The following is a 15,110-nucleotide window of genomic DNA, read 5'->3' as shown; positions in this document are numbered from 1 at the left end:
CGCAATTGCCATGGCCAGCCGTCTGCTTGCTGTTTCCCTCGTTGTGTCCTCCGTCGTGCTCGCTTCCGGCGCGTTTGCGCAAGGCAAAGGCCCTGCAGCGCCTGCGCCTGCGACCGCCAAGGTGGATCCGCCGGTTTTTCCGTTGAAGGATCCGAAGGGCAAGATGGGCATCAGCCCGTACATGGAAGCGATCAACAAGGGCGAAGCGTCCTTCATCGCGCGTGATTTCCCCGGCGCGGTCGTGCAGTTTCAGGAAGCGATCAAGCTCGACGGCCAGCAAATGCTCGCATTCTACCGTTTGGGTGAAGCGCAGCTCGCCGCGGGCAAACCCGAAGAAGCCGACGCCATTTGGACGTCGGGCTTGAGCAAAGAAGGCACGCCGACGCTCAAGGCACGGCTGCTGTTCTGCCTCGCGGACCTCAAAGAACGTCAGAAGAAGTTCGATGCGGCGAAAGAAGCGTGGGGCAAGTACGCGCAGTTTCTGAAGGACAACGCGCAAGACGCCAAGGGTTACGCGCTCACGCCCGAAGAGCGGATCAAGGTGATCGATCGCCGCGTGAAGGACGAGAAGGACTACGCACCGGTCAAAGAGCGCATTGTCAAGCGTCAGGCCGAGCGTGAGAAGGAAGCGGCCGAAAACGCGAAGCGCGACAAAGGTAACAAGTAACGAATCGTTTGCGCTCCAAACAGTTTGGAACGACGAACAGGCCCGCCGGGACAATCCCGAGCGGGCCTTCGTGTTTTCAGCGCTTCGTTGGAACCGGACCGCTTTCGGTCCAGCGATAAAACCCTTCGCCGGACTTCTTGCCGAGTTTCCCGGCGCGAACCATTTGCCGAAGAATCGCCGGCGGGCGGAACTGTTCGCCAATCTCGCGGTGCAGGTGCTCGAGGATCATCAAGCGCACGTCGAGACCCACGAGATCGGTGAGCTTGAGCGGCCCCATCGGGTGCCGGTAACCAAGCTCCATCGCTCGGTCGATGTCCTCCACCGATGCGACACCCGTTTCCAGCATGCGCATGGCTTCGGCGCCGATGACGACACCCAGGCGGCTCGTTGCGAAGCCGGGCATGTCGTTCACGATGATGGCCGTTTTTCCGAGGCGCTTGGCGACCGCGCTGCACGTCGAGAGCGTTGCTTCATCCGTGCCCAAACCGCGCACGATCTCGAGCAGCTCCATCACCGGCGGTGGGTTGAAGAAATGCAGGCCGATCGTTCGATTCGCGGCGCCCACGCGAGTGCCGATTTCGGTGATCGACAGGCTCGACGTGTTCGTCCCCAAGATGGTCTCTGGGCGCGTGAGTGCTTTGACCTCACGGAGCAAATTTACTTTGAGCTCCATCTGTTCCGGCACAGACTCGATGACGAGATCGACGTCGGCGCATGCGCGAGCGATATCCGACGTCGGTACGAGCGCGCCAATGAGCTCGCTGCGCGTCTCGTTTAGCATTTTGCCTTTTTGCACGAGTTTGTCGGTCGCAGCCTTGATGTTCTCGATGGCTTTCGCGGCGCGTGAGGCATCGACGTCGTAGACGTGCGTGACAAACCCTGCCTGGGCGGTGACTTGGGCAATGCCTTGGCCCATCGTGCCCGAGCCGAGCACGACGACGCGCTTGATCGAGGCAAGCAAGCCCTTGCTTTCGTCACTCATAGTCGTCCGCTTTCTTGGGCGGAGCTGCCGGTGCCGGTTGGGGTCGCGGTGCCGGTTGCGGTGCAGCAGCGGGTTGCTTCGCTGGTGCGGGTTGTGCAGCGGGTTGCGGTGGTGCAACCGGTTGTGGTGCGGGGCGAGCAGCGTCGACGTTGAGATTGGGCTGCTGCGCTCGCCGTTGCTCGATCAACTTCTGAAGCTCCTTCGCTTGGTCGGGCGACAGTTGCTTCAGCGCATTCGGCGCGGTGGGCTGACCCGGCTGGAGTGGCATTGCTGCGGCTGGCCGTAGGTTGGGCGCCACAGCGGGCGTTGCGGCAGGCGGAGGCGTCGGTTGCGCTTGCGGTGCAGCAGCGACGGCTTTTTCGCCTTCGGGTTTGTCCGAGTCTGCACACAGCAGGCATGCAGTGCCAGCCGTGAAGAACAAGGCGATGCCGAGGTACGGAATCCAGCTCGGCGTGCGAGGTTCGTCGGGCGCGAGCTCGGTGGCAGGTTCGTTGTCGAAGTGATCGTGGGCGTCGTGATGGGCGGCGGATGCTTCCGCGTGGGCGTCGTGCGCAGCGCTCATGGCCGATGGAGATGCCCCACTTCGGGCGCAAAGTCCATGGGCGCCGCGCGATCGGCGGCCCTTCTACGACCAGAGGCGATGATCAGAGGGGAACGAGCCGCGAGGTGAAGAAGACGCGCATCGTTCCAACTTCGGCACGTGCGCCCGTGAGCAAGAAGGGAACCTTGCGCGTTTCGCCCGCGAGTTTGAGGGTCAGTTCACCGCGGACCGGAACGTTTGCATCGGCGCCGTCTGCCCGCGCCACTTCGATGATGTAACTGCCCGACAACGCACCCGTCAGCCCGATCGTCTCGGCGCGCGTGCTGGTTGCATCACGTGCGCTCACGAGCGCCTTGCCGCCTGCGCCGAGCCACGAAGTTCGGCGACCCTTCGAGTCGATGAGGCCGATGTCGAGGTCCACGCCACCCGTCCATTCGGCGCTGACTTGTATGTCGCCACGAACGACCGCATTCGTGATGGGCGCGGGTTGTGCGAGCAACTTGTCGATCGCCGTGCGCACGGGAGCGCTTGCGTCGAGCCTCAAGAGGCTCGCGAGATCCGTCATGCCAAGCGCGTTTGCACAACGGATCGCTTCGGCTACGAGCTTCGCGTCGTCCGACGCCATATCAGCCAAAGCGATGCGGTGTTCGCACGCAAGAGCTCGGTTGCCTGCAGCTTCGTGCAATTCGGCCAACCGCGTCTGCATCGTGCGATCGCCCGGACGAACATCGACGAGGCCGCCGAGGATGCGAATGGCTCGTTCGCGATCGCCTTGCCGCGCAGCGAGATCGGATCGTGCGAGTAGAGCATCCGGATCGAGCGCGTCGCGGCTGGCCCATTTCGACGTTAGTTCCTGCGCTTCACCGATGCGACCCGACGTCGAGTACAGCGCGAACAAGTCGATCGTCTTGTCACGGCTGTCCGGCGTTGCAGCAAGCGTGTTCTCCGCGAGAAGCAGCTTGGAAGCATTTTGAGCAGCAAGCGTGTTCGTCGCTTCGAACGATGCTTTGCGTTCAAAGATCTTCTTCATGGGGACGAGGCGTCGGCGTCGTCCCCAGTCTCGAGAAGGTGCGCCCCAGGGGTCGGCATCGTCGACGCTACGTCGCGTCTTCGGCGCAGGTCGTGGAGCTTGTTCGAATGCGTCTCCCGGAACTTCTGCCGCGGGTGCTCTTGGCTCAGCGTTCATCGACGGTTTGGCTGGAGCAGGTGATGCCGTCGTGGGAGCAGGGAATGGCCCACCAGCACCACCCAGTACGCCGGCGCCGGCCCCGTAGCCGTTGCCCGTGCCGCTTGCCACGTCAGCACCGCCGAGCGGACCGGCGCTTTCGGCCTCCTTCTTCGCTTCCTCGTCGAGTTGCGCTTCGTTGTCCGCGTCCGCCGTCGAGCTTTGCGCACCGACTTCACCCGTGAACGAGGGAGCGAGGCGCGTTCGTTCGAGGCCGAAGGCGTTCATCATGGCTTCGCTTTCGAGCACGAGCAGCGACGTGAAACGACTCGCGACCGCGAACCGTTTCGACAGCTCGATCGCCGCCAGCTTGCTCGCTTGGCCACCCGTGCGTTCCAGCTCCGCGATCTTCGCTGCTGCGTACAGCCGCGGAACGAACGCGTTGCCGGAGCTCGTCGAGGCGAGGATCTTGATCGGGTACGTCTGTTCGAACCGCTCGTCTGATACGCGCCCACGAAGCTTGATCGATCCATCGATCGAGTCGCCAGCCGACATGCGTGCCACGACAAACGTTTCTCCACCGGCGCGAATGGGGTCCATGCGCGACGGCGTTATCTGCGTGAGTCCGGGCGGCAGCTCGATCTCTGGATCGCGCAGCGTCACACCGTACGCGGCCGAAAGAACGTCGAGCGCCGCGGAAGAAACCTTTTGTCCGGGCACATAAGGAATGACGACGCCACCGCCACCGCGTGCGAGCGCGCCGAGTGACGTCATGTCGGCATCGGCACCGAGCGCAACGGCGACGATCGATGCGCCGCTCGCGGGCATCGAGCTGCGCACGCCCGCCTCGATGTGCGATGCGCGTGTGGGACCAACCGTGGGCGTGCCATCGCCGAGGTAGATGATGCGCAATTCTTTGCTGCCCAAACTACCGACGGCGCTACGTGCAGCGCTCGCGGCTGCCGACATGTCGCTGCCACCATCCGGTTCGATGCTGCCGAGGAACCGTTCGACTTCACCAGCAGCGGCAGCTCCCGGTGCCGACGGCGACGGGATTGATGTGCGGCCGTCGGTCGTCATCGGCTTGCATACGGTGTCGCATGCGAGCACGACGAACGTGTCGCGCCGATCCATTTCGCGAACGATCGTCGAGGCCAATCGCGTCGCTCGCGCGAAACGTTCACCCACCATCGAACGGCTCGTATCGACCACGATGGCATGCACGCGCTCTTTCGCTTCTTGCCAACGCGGAAGCTTTGGCCTGACGGCGATGGCGACGTACGGCGACGAATCGAACGCGATGGCTTTTGCAGCTTCCGCCGCTTCCTTTTCCTCGGTCGTTTTCGCCTTCGTTACCGCAGGTCCATCGACGGGTTTTTCCGGTTCGAGCCCCGCCGTGGAATCCATGCGGTACGCCCATGCCGTGGCTTCGCGATCCCGATCGGGAAGCGCGTACTCGACCGTCAGATCACCCGCGGGAACGAACTGATTTGCCTGGAACGTGCGCCGATCGCCCGTGGGATCTCCGCCTGCCGTTGCAAGCTCGTATCCACGTGTTTGGATCCCAAACGATTTGTCGTGACCGATCACTTGCAGGTCGAGGTCGAACGCATCGATCTTCGTCGTGCCGCTCGGATCGTGCGCAAGTGGGTACGTGAAGCGTCGAACGCCTGCTGCTTGCTCCACAGTCTGCGTGTAAGCGAGCACGACACGTCGAGAGCCTTTTCGCGGAATCGGGAATATTTTGAGCTCAAACCGACCGCCACGTTGCCATTCGAGCAGCGCCGGATCGCGCCATGGACCAGGCACCCAAATGATCTCTTCACGCGGCTTCGGCGTCTTCGGCGCCGCGTTCTGAATCACGCCGCGCCAAATGGCTGCGCCCTTGTCTCGATCGACGAACGCGCCTTCCATCAACTTGCCGTCCACTTCGAGCGCCAGCCGTTCGATCTGCGCGCCAGGTGGAAGCGGGAAGCGATAGATCCCTTCGAGCTCCTCGTCCGTGTCGTTCGTGAACGTTTCGTCGATCTCCGTTCGAGCGACGACATCGACCACGCGCACCTTGACCGAATGTTTGGCAAGACGAACCGCGCGGTCCTTCTCCGTCGTTTGTCCCGGTTTGCGCGCGCGGAGCTCACCTACGCCACGCAGCACGGGAGCGTCCAGCTCTTCCGGCGAACGATCGCTCCACTCCATCGAGTCTGCGACGCTTGCCGAGCTCGCAACGACGGGCTCTCGGCCACGTTCGATCGTTGCTTCTTCACCCGCGCGCACTTCCGTCCACTTCCCGGACGACGGGCGCACGCGCACGGTGCCTCGAGCAACTTCCACGCTCGCGCGATCGTTATTTGCCGTCAGCATGAGCTTCGTGCCGAGCACTTCGACTTCGCCCGTTCCGAATGCGAAACGTGCCGGAGTCGCACCCTTGATCCACGCAACGTCGGCAACGATCGCCCCTGACTCGACCTTCGCGACGCGATCCTTGCCTTCTTGGATCGACACGGACGAACCACGATCGAGCGCGAGCACCGAACCATCCGCGAGCGACACGTATGCTCGCGTGCGCGCATCCGTGCGCAGCGTCGTTCCGCCCTTCACTTCCTTGCCCGCAGCGAGCGGCCAGCACCGGTTGCTCGCATCGCAAGCTTCGAGGCCTCCCGTCTTGTCTGCCGATGCCCGTGACACCGACTCGACCTTGCCCGTCCAAACGGCTTCCGCGACGCGAGGCGTATCGGTCGTGCGTTTGTCGCTGGGGTTTTTCAAATAAAACCCGACGGCTGCCGCTGCGGCAAGCGTGCCGAGCACACCCGCGACGATCTTCGGACGTCGAAACAGCGGGATGACCTTGGCACTCGCTGCAGCCTTCGGTTTTTCGGGAGCCTTCTCGGCCGCCTTCTTCGGACGTTCGACCGATGCGGGTGCTTCCGGCTGCGTGACCGCTCGTGCAGGCGCCGCCGAATCGACGAGCGTGCCGGTTGGTCGCGACGCACCCGATTCGCTCGGCTCAGTCGACGCGGTCGTTTCGGATGGCAGCGTGTCGTGACGTGCGGGCATCGCGAGCTCGGTCTTCGCTGACTCGATGGCCGCTCGTTCGCTGACCTTCTCCGAGCTCGTCGGAGCATCTGCGCTTTTCGACGACGATTCAGGCTTGCTCGCCGTGATGCTCGTCGGCGTGCTTGCGGTCGTGCTCGATGATGCGGACGTGAGGCTGCGGGGGACGGATGCTGTGGGCGCGGGGAGTTTGTCCACGTCGATGCGCGCGAGGATGCGATCGGCAAACCCTGCGTCGGCATGGAAGTCGGCGCCCGCTTTGCCCACGATGCTTGCAGCGCGTTCGGCTTCGTAACGCGTGTCTCGGCAAGCGTCGCAATCGGCGATGTGATCGGTCAGCTCGCGCGGCGCCGTGCCGTCGAGCACCTCGGTCATGCGTTCTTCGACTTCTCGGCAGAGTCGATCCTGGTTTGTCTCGGTCGTGCTCATCGCTTCATTCCTCGCCGATTTCCGCGCGCAAACGCGCAAGGGCGCGGCTTACGCGCTTACGCGCCGTCGCCTCGTCGATGCCACACGCCAAAGCCAGCTCGCGAAAGCCAAGCTCGGCGTCGTAACGAAGCACCACGGCCTCACGCTCGCTCGGCTTGAGCTTCGCGAGCGCTTCGCGTGCACGACGAGCGCGCTCTTTTTCGAGCGCCAAGTCGCCCGCGTCGGTACGCGACGCCGATGCGTCGTGCACGAGGTGCAGGCGTGCCTTCTGACGCGCCTGCGTCTCGGTGTACCGTCCACACAGTCGCCGCGCGATTCCGTACAGAAACGCGCGTACGCTGCCTTCGGCCCGGTACGTCGGAAACGCGTGATACGCAGCGACCAACGTTTCCTGCACGAGCTCTTCACTGTCGGCTTGTGAGCCGGTGAAGGCCATGCAGAGTCGTCCTATCGGCGCTGCATATGCTCGAGCGCACCGTGCGAGCGCTTCGCGGTAGTCTCCCGCCGCGATCAGCTCTTCGATGGCGCGTGCTTCGTCCGCGACCGACTTCTCCTCACTCAGCGTTTCTGCACGTGCCAATGCCGGGGCCATGATTGCCTCTTCGCGCGCCATGTTGCCGGGTGCTCCTCTTTTGTGACCAAGCCGGGAAGCGAATTTCGAACTCCTCCGTCCAACGAACGGCATCGCCCCCAAAGCTCGCCGCCTTGGAAGGGCGATCGCGATTTCGCACAGGCCGAGCGCGCCCAACGTCGGCGCGACCTTTGCAAGACCCCCTGTCACGCTACATCATCGAGCTAGCCAAGATCTCGGTCGACGAGCTTCGAGGAGCGCCCCATGACGAAAAACATCGACCCCGCCGCCGCTGCTTCTGCCTCTTACTCCGAATCGAACCCTGCACGCGGTCACACCCGAGGCGTGAATCATCGTCAACGGTTGTGGACGGCTGTCACCCTCGCCACGCTGTCCCTTGGCATCGCTGCTCCTGCTTTTGCGCAAGCCCCCGTCGCTCCTCCCCAGTTGCCTCCGCGAACGCAACCGCAGCCCGTGCGCCGCGCAATTCCGCCGCTTCCCGCAGCGCATACGGCTCCCATCGCGCCGCCACCCGCAGCGCTCCCTGCGCCTCGCCAAGCCGAGCCTCCTGCAGCTCCAGCAGCGCCCAAAGGTCCCTCCGTGGAAGAAAAGGCGCTTCGAGGCATCGTCGTCATCGAACGCGCCGGACAACCCATCGCGCTCGGTGCAGCGCTCGCTGGTGACGGTCGCGTCCTCACCGCGCTTTCTCCTCTTGGCTCCGGCAACGACATCGACGTTCGGTTTGCCGATGGCAAGGTTGTTCGTGCCAAACTCGGCCATCACGACCGCGTCTGGGACCTCGCCTTCCTCGTTCCTCAATCCGGCAGGTGGACCGAAGGACTCGTCGCATCGACGAAAGACCCCGTTCGGCAAGACGCAACGATTCGTTCGTTCTCGGCAGTTCGCGGCAAACTTGCACCCACGCAGATGGTCATTCGTGGCAGGCGCACCTTGCTCGGCGCCGATGACGCCACCTTGCCCAACGCATTCGAGCTCGGAGCTCGCGTTTCACCGCTCGACCTTGGAGCTCCCATCATCGACGAGGACGGGCGCGTCGTTGCGATGCTTGCTCGAGGCTGCATGCCGAACGAAGGTCGACCCTGCACACCCGTCGCGTTTGGCGTTCCAATCACCGCGGTTCGTTCGTTTTTGAAAAGCGTACCTGCGACGGCAGTTGCTCCTTCGGCATGGCTCGGCATTCAAGGCGTTGCCGAGATCGGCAGCGTCGCGAAAGGTGTTCGCATCGAGAGCGTCCAGCCGGATAGTCCTGCGGCCGAAGCGAAACTCTTGGCAGGTGACGCATCGGTCAGTGACATGATCGTCGCGGTCGATGGCGTGCCCGTGACGTCACCCGAAACGCTTGCCGAAGCCATTCGTACGCACGCGGTCGGCGAGAAAGTGCCGCTCTTGGTGTTTGGTCAAGGCAAATACCGTCAAGTCACCGTGCTTCTTCGACAAGCCCCCGATCCTCGCGCGACTCCCACGACCCCGCCTGTGCAAGCCGAACTGCCAACCCTTGGCGAACCGGCACCTGGCACACCGGGTCGCCCCAGGACCGACCTCATGGAACGCAGGCGATAACACGCATCTTGCGTGGAGCCGCTTTCAGTTGTTGGATCCCCGTTGACACACCGACGAACGATCCAGACGATGCAAGAACCGCTCATCAAGGAATTCGAGCGGCCCAAGTCCTCTACAATTGGTGAACCGTGGCTCAACAGCTTCGAATTGAGGTAGCCGGCGAAACGAACGTCGGCCGCAAGCGCAACCATAACGAGGACAACTTCGCGATCATGACGGAGTATGGCCTGTTCATCGTTGCCGATGGAATGGGTGGTCATGCTTCGGGCGAAGTCGCATCGAAGATGGCAGTCGACTCGATGCAGGAGTTCTTCGCGCAGACCCAAGACGATCCCGAGCGCACGTGGCCCTACAAGATGGACCGCTCGAAGGGCTACGAAGAAAATCGTCTGATCACGGGCATCAAGCTCGCCAATTTGCGCATCTACGAAACGGCGCAACGCGAATCGAAAAAACGCGGCATGGGCACGACGTTCGTCGGCATTTTCACGGCGAATGATGGCGTTTACATCGCGCACGTCGGCGACAGCCGCGTCTATCGCTACCGCGATTCGAAGCTCGAGTGCCTCACCGAAGACCACTCGCTGCTCAACGACTACATCAAGATGAAGCGCCTCACGCCCGAGGAAATCGCGAACTTCCCGCACAAGAACGTCATCGTTCGCGCGCTCGGCATGAAGGAGACCGTCAAGGTCGATACGCGCTTCGAAGTACCCGCCGTCAACGACACGTACGTGCTCTGCTCCGACGGTTTGTCTGGGCCGGTGAGTGACCCCGAGATCGCCGAAATCCTAGGGAAATATCCGGACATCACCACGGCCGCAGCGAAGCTCATCGAACGCGCCAACGAAAACGGCGGACCCGACAACGTCACGTGCGTCGTCGTTCGCTGGACACACTGACCGCTCAGTCAGTCGTCCACGTCGCGCGCCACGCGAAACGTTCGTTACGACGAACTGCTACGTCTCGAGAATCCGCGTGACGTGCTCACGACCGGGTCAAGTACAACACGACGCCGACGATCGCGAACCCGAGTAGCGCGGCCAATATCCCCCAAAACAGGAACGGAATGGGGCGCTTCTGCGGCAACTCCACAGCCGTTGGCTCGACGGCTGCGGGCATGCTCGGACCCGTTTGCTGACGCCATTGTCCAGAGTTTGGCGGAGCATTCCCCGGCCATCCCTGCTGCGGATACCCACCCACGCCTTGTGCTTGCGGAGGATTCGCATACCCAGGCTGTGCGGCGCTCGGATGCGCGTACGGAACCGGAGTGTTCGTCGGCGGCTGCGCCACACCGTAGGTGCCCGACCCCGATGCGCCCGCATAACCACCTGCAGGACCGCTCGTTATCGGCATCGCGATGGTGGCTGCTAGGTTTTCCCGTGGCGCGTAGGACGTCGCCGGCGGAGTCGTCGGCGCGGGGTTTGTCGCAGCCGGCGCAGTGGGCAAGAGACGCGCCCGCGGCATGGCTACCGTGGCGACGACGTCGTCCGTCGTGGCCTCGTTGTAGATCGGCGGACCCATCGGTCGCTGATCGTTGCGCGTCGAAATATCGACGGGCGGCGGAGGGCGCACGAGCGGCGCGGACGATGAAGATTGCGACCACACCGGCGGAGGTTGCGGTGCAGGCGCAGCGCTCGCTCGCATCGGATTCGACGTTCGCTGCATCAGCTCACGCCATGCAGCAAGTGCTTCGCCGGCCGATTGAAACCGCTCGTTCACGTCGCGCGCCAATCCTTTGGCCATGAACGCTTCGAGCCTTGGATCGACAGGTTCCTCGAGCGCTTCCGCGACCGTGCGTGGTGGCATCTTCGCCTTCTGCTCGACCATCACCAGCACGTTCTTCGCGATGTACGGAAGCTGCCCCGTGAGCGACTGATAGATCAACGTCGTGCATGCGTAGATGTCTGCTCGATGATCGACCGTCTTGGCCTTGCCGATCTGTTCGGGCGGCATGAACGAAAACGTGCCGAGGCTTTGCCCCATCTCGGTCAGCGTTTCGCCTTCCATGGTCTTGGGGAGCTTCGAGATGCCGAAGTCGAGGATCTTCACGCGTGTCGATCCATCGGGACGGCGTTCGAGAAACACGTTCGATGGTTTGAGGTCGCGATGAATGATGCCGACGCGATGTGCATCGGCCAAACCCATCCAAACCTGCTCGATGATCGCATGCAGCTCGTCGAACGGAATCGGCCCCGTTCGCTTCAAGCGATCGATGAGACTTTCCCCTTCGAGCAGCTCGAAGACGAGAACGATGCCGTAGTTGGGATCGTCGTCGACATCGAGCACTTGCGTAACGTAGTCGCTGTTGATCGACCCCGACGCGCGCGCTTCGCGACGGAAGCGTTCGACCGATGAAGCCTTCGTCTTGGCATCGGCATGAAGCAGCTTGATGGCTACGGGCCGACCGGTGCGGGTGTTTTCCGCAGCAAACACCTCGCCCATTCCGCCACGACCAAGCTGGCCGGTGATCCGGTAACGGTTTGCAACGATGGTGCCCGGCAGGATGTCCAACGCACGCGCCTCGAGCTTTGGATTATCCACCCATCGCGAAAGAGATGCTCAATTTCCGAGACCTGACGGTCATCGGATCGTCTGCGCGCAGACTACCGCGGCTCGGATGGCCGGAGAAGATGCGTCCAGTGTGATCATTCTTCGTCGGCGCGAAGCTTTGCGAGCACACCCAGATCTTCGAGTGTGGACGTGTCGCCCGTCGTCTCGCGCCCAGATGCGACGTCTTTCAGCAGACGACGCATGATCTTGCCGCTCCTCGTCTTCGGAAGTGCATCGGCAAAACGAATCTGATCGGGCCGCGCGAACTTTCCAATTTCTTGGCCCACGTGGTTGGCCAGCGTCGTTGCGAGCTCGGAGCCAGGCGTAAAGCCCGGGCGCAGCGAAACGAAGACCACGAGCGCTTGTCCTTTGAGTTCGTCCGGACGACCCACGGCGGCTGCTTCCGCAACGGCTGGATGCGACACGAGCGTGCTCTCGATTTCCGCCGTGCCGATGCGATGACCCGCAACGTTGAGCACGTCGTCGATACGCCCGACGACCCAGAAGTAGCCGTCTTCGTCGCAACGCGCGCCGTCGCCGGTGAAGTAACAACCGTCGATGTCGCTCCAGTACTGCTTGCGATAGCGATCGTCGTCGCCCCACACGGTGCGAAGCATCGAGGGCCAGGGATGTCGAAGCACGAGGAGCCCGCCTTCGTTCGCTTTCACTGGCACGCCGCTCTTCTGCACGACTTCGGCTTGAACACCGAAGAAGGGCAAACCCGTGGAACCTGGCTTCGAGAATGCCGCACCCGGCAGCGTGGTCATCATGATCGACCCCGTTTCCGTCTGCCACCACGTGTCCACGATGGGACAACGCTCCCCGCCGATGTGTTTGTAATACCAAACCCACGCTTCGGGATTGATTGGTTCTCCAACGGATCCGAGGAGCCTCAGCGATGACAAATCGCTCTTCTGCGGCCAGCTCTCGCCTTGCCGCATGAACGCACGAATCGCCGTTGGTGCGGTGTAGAGAATCGTCACGCGGTGGCGTTCGATGAGGCGCCAGAAGCGGCCCCAATCGGGGAAGTTCGGCGCACCCTCGTACATCAAGCACGTCGCGCCGTTCGAGAGCGGGCCGTACACGATGTAGCTGTGCCCCGTCACCCAACCGACGTCCGCCGTGCACCAATAGACGTCGTCGTCGCGCAGATCGAAGACGTACTTGCTCGTGACGTGCACGCCCGTGAGGTATCCGGCGGTCGTGTGCAAAACGCCCTTGGGTTTGCCCGTGGATCCCGACGTGTAGAGGATGAACAGCGGATGCTCGGCATCGACGATGGTCGCCTCGTGTGTCGCATGGCCGTTGGGATCGACGATGTCGTGCCACCACACGTCGCGTCCTTCGTGCATCGTCACGGGGCACTTCTCGCTTCCAAGCTGCCTGAACACGACGGTCTTCTGCACGCTCTTCGCTTCGGGCTGCGCGAGCGCTCTGTCGACCGTGGCCTTGAGTTCGAGGACATGTCCGCGCCGGTAGCCACCGTCTTGCGTGATGACCACTTTCGCTTGGCAATCGGCGACGCGATCACGAATCGCGTCTGCGGCAAACCCGCCGAAAATGACCGTGTGCACTGCACCGAGCCGCGCGCACGCGAGCATCGCAACGACGACTTCGGGCACCATGCCCATGTAGATCGCCACGCGATCGCCCTTCTCGACGCCGAGCTTCGCGAGCGCTTCCGCAAAGAGCAACGTTTCGCGATGAAGCTGCGCGTACGTGAGCGTGCGCGTCTCGCCGTGTTCGCCTTCCCAGAGGATCGCCGCCTTGTTGCGCGTCGGCGTCTTCATGTGTTTGTCGAGACAACTCTCGGTGATGTTGAGGGTTGCTCCGACAAACCACTTCGCGTGCGGCAACGTCCAGTCGAGCGTCTGTGTCCACGTCGTGCGGAAGACGAGATCTTTCGTCTCGCGACGCCAGAACGTATCGGGGTCGTCGATGCTTTCGCGGTAGAGGGCGTCGTAGGCCTTTCGTGATGCGATCTTGGCCTGCGCCACGAAATCGGCCGGTGGGTCGAACCGACGGGTTTCTTTCAACAAACTGGTGATCGGATCGTGCGACATGCGCCCTCCCAGGACAGGGCCGGCAGGATACCGAACTCTTCACGCGAACGACCAGCGTTGTCGCGTTTCAACGATCAAACATCGCGAGCGGACCGGGCAAACTCTGCCGAGCCGTCACCACGACGCATATCCGACGCGGACGCCCAATCCGAACGTGAAACGAGGATCCGCAAGGTCCACGCCGTCGACGTCCGCGCCCCCGAGCAGGACGCTTTGCTGTGCAGCAATACCGAGCAAAACGCCGCTCCAATCGTATTCGAAACCCAAATCGAGATTGCCGAACGCGCCGCCTCCTGGACTGTCTCCGGACCCGATCCACTTGTAGGCAAGGCCGCCGCCAATCGTCGCGACAAATCGCGCTTTCTGCCCAGGACTCATCAAGCGAAAGCCTCCGCCAAACCGCGCCGCATTCAGCACCACGGTCGACGTTTCGCCTGTAGCAATCCGGCCGCTCATGTAGTCGAACATCAACTCGATGGCCGCAGGCGTGCTCATTCGATAGCCCAGGCGCGCACCCACCATGCCGCCCGCGTTGTCTTCGCCAGGCATCCAAAAAACGGCGCCCGTGCCTTGCGCATAAACGCCTCGTTGCGGAGGCGCGGGCGGCTTCGCGATCTTCTTCGCAGGCGTCGCTTTCTTCTTCACCGGCAACGCTTCTGGTCGAGGCAACGCGATCGGAACGCCACCCACGCCCGGACGAACCTCCTGCGCTTTGCCCGCCACGACGAGCACTTGAAACGCGTACTCGGCTCCACCCGGCTTGTACATCTGCACGAGATGCGTTCCAGGCTCGACCAGGCCCGCCCATTCACCGAGCGCGAGAGCCTGTTGATCGATGGCGATCGCCATTTCCGGATCGCCCGTCTTCACGACCACCCAACCCATGTTCGGTGCAAGCGCAAACCGCACGACCTTGTCGCGATCGGCGCTCGTCACCGTCACGACTTCTTCGGCGCTTTCATAACCTTCCGCGCGTGCACTGATCCGGTGTTTGCCCGGCCCGAGCGCCAAAGGTTTGTCCTTCGCACCCGGAGGTAGCCGCTCGTCGTCGACGTACAGCACCGCATGCGACGGCATCACTTCCACCGTCACGTAGCCGAGTAGCGCACGCATCTCGCGGACGGCCGTTTCAGCGGCGGTACGATCCTCGGGCTCCATCGTGTCGCCGTGATGCTCGAGCGCTCGTTCGAGTGCCGCGATGGCCTTCGGATAATGAAACAAACTCTTGTGGCAAAGCGCGATGTTCACGAGCGGACTCGCTCGCGGGCGTTCGGCATACGCCGCTTCGAATTCGGCAATCGCTGCGCCGAAGTTCTCATCGTTGAACAGCTTCACGCCATTCGACATGTGCTGCTTGTACAGGTCGGCGCTCGACGGTTCCGTTGGTGGCGGCGATTGTGCAGGCGGCAGTTGTGCGGGCGGGTCTTCTGCAAGCGCAGGCGGGGACCAACCCATCGACAGGGCGATCAGGCAAACGAGACCACGGGTGCATGAACGTTGCAGCAAG

At 62.8% G+C, this 15,110-nt stretch carries 10 protein-coding genes; 3 read left to right on the top strand and 7 right to left on the bottom strand.

Translation table 11 applies throughout. The features are described 5' to 3' along the window. Positions 1-10: 10 nt before the first annotated feature. The gene (locus IPM54_15015; protein MBK9261104.1) at positions 11-667 is read left to right on the top strand and encodes a hypothetical protein; all 657 of its coding nucleotides are present in this window, start codon (positions 11-13) and stop codon (positions 665-667) included. A 76-nt stretch (positions 668-743) separates the two neighbouring features. On the opposite strand, the gene IPM54_15010 is transcribed toward IPM54_15015, so the two are convergent. The 4 genes from IPM54_15010 to IPM54_14995 all read right to left on the bottom strand — a co-directional run bounded on the left by IPM54_15010 (position 744) and on the right by IPM54_14995 (position 7,427). Next, complete coding sequence (locus IPM54_15010; protein ID MBK9261103.1) at positions 744-1,649, bottom strand: 3-hydroxyacyl-CoA dehydrogenase family protein; 906 nt, start codon at positions 1,647-1,649, stop codon at positions 744-746. Continuing rightward, positions 1,642-2,211 carry a hypothetical protein gene (locus tag IPM54_15005; protein ID MBK9261102.1) on the bottom strand — a complete coding sequence of 190 codons (570 nt, stop codon included), beginning with the start codon at positions 2,209-2,211 and terminating at the stop codon, positions 1,642-1,644. The genes IPM54_15010 and IPM54_15005 overlap by 8 nt, the downstream gene beginning before the upstream one ends. Before the next feature lie 82 nt (positions 2,212-2,293). Then, entirely contained in the window at positions 2,294-6,835 is a 4,542-nt protein-coding gene (locus IPM54_15000) for a FecR domain-containing protein (GenBank protein ID MBK9261101.1), read from the bottom strand. Between the two features lie 4 nt (positions 6,836-6,839). Beyond that, the gene (locus tag IPM54_14995) at positions 6,840-7,427 is read right to left on the bottom strand and encodes a sigma-70 family RNA polymerase sigma factor (GenBank protein ID MBK9261100.1); all 588 of its coding nucleotides are present in this window, start codon (positions 7,425-7,427) and stop codon (positions 6,840-6,842) included. A 243-nt stretch (positions 7,428-7,670) separates the two neighbouring features. Between IPM54_14995 and IPM54_14990 the strand changes: the two genes are divergently transcribed. Together IPM54_14990 and IPM54_14985 are read left to right on the top strand one after the other, a co-directional pair. Further along, entirely contained in the window at positions 7,671-8,987 is a 1,317-nt protein-coding gene (locus IPM54_14990; GenBank protein ID MBK9261099.1) for a serine protease, read from the top strand. Between the two features lie 128 nt (positions 8,988-9,115). After that, positions 9,116-9,889 (top strand): Stp1/IreP family PP2C-type Ser/Thr phosphatase, encoded by a 774-nt coding sequence (locus IPM54_14985; GenBank protein MBK9261098.1) that lies wholly within the window; start codon positions 9,116-9,118, stop codon positions 9,887-9,889. Between the two features lie 85 nt (positions 9,890-9,974). Here the strand turns inward: IPM54_14985 and IPM54_14980 are convergent, their stop codons facing one another. From IPM54_14980 to IPM54_14970, 3 genes are all read right to left on the bottom strand, one after another. After that, on the bottom strand, positions 9,975-11,501 hold the full coding sequence (locus IPM54_14980) for a protein kinase (GenBank protein MBK9261097.1): 1,527 nt from the start codon (positions 11,499-11,501) through the stop codon (positions 9,975-9,977). Between the two features lie 134 nt (positions 11,502-11,635). Continuing rightward, positions 11,636-13,603 carry an acetate--CoA ligase gene (gene acs / locus IPM54_14975; protein MBK9261096.1) on the bottom strand — a complete coding sequence of 656 codons (1,968 nt, stop codon included), beginning with the start codon at positions 13,601-13,603 and terminating at the stop codon, positions 11,636-11,638. Between the two features lie 114 nt (positions 13,604-13,717). Beyond that, complete coding sequence (locus tag IPM54_14970) at positions 13,718-15,109, bottom strand: hypothetical protein (protein ID MBK9261095.1); 1,392 nt, start codon at positions 15,107-15,109, stop codon at positions 13,718-13,720. Position 15,110 lies beyond the last annotated feature (1 nt).

This window comes from Polyangiaceae bacterium (assembly GCA_016715885.1).
Classification (GTDB): domain Bacteria; phylum Myxococcota_A; class Polyangia; order Polyangiales; family Polyangiaceae; genus Polyangium.
The sequence above is the reverse complement of the archived record's forward strand: the minus strand, read 5'-3'. Positions and strand labels throughout refer to the sequence as shown.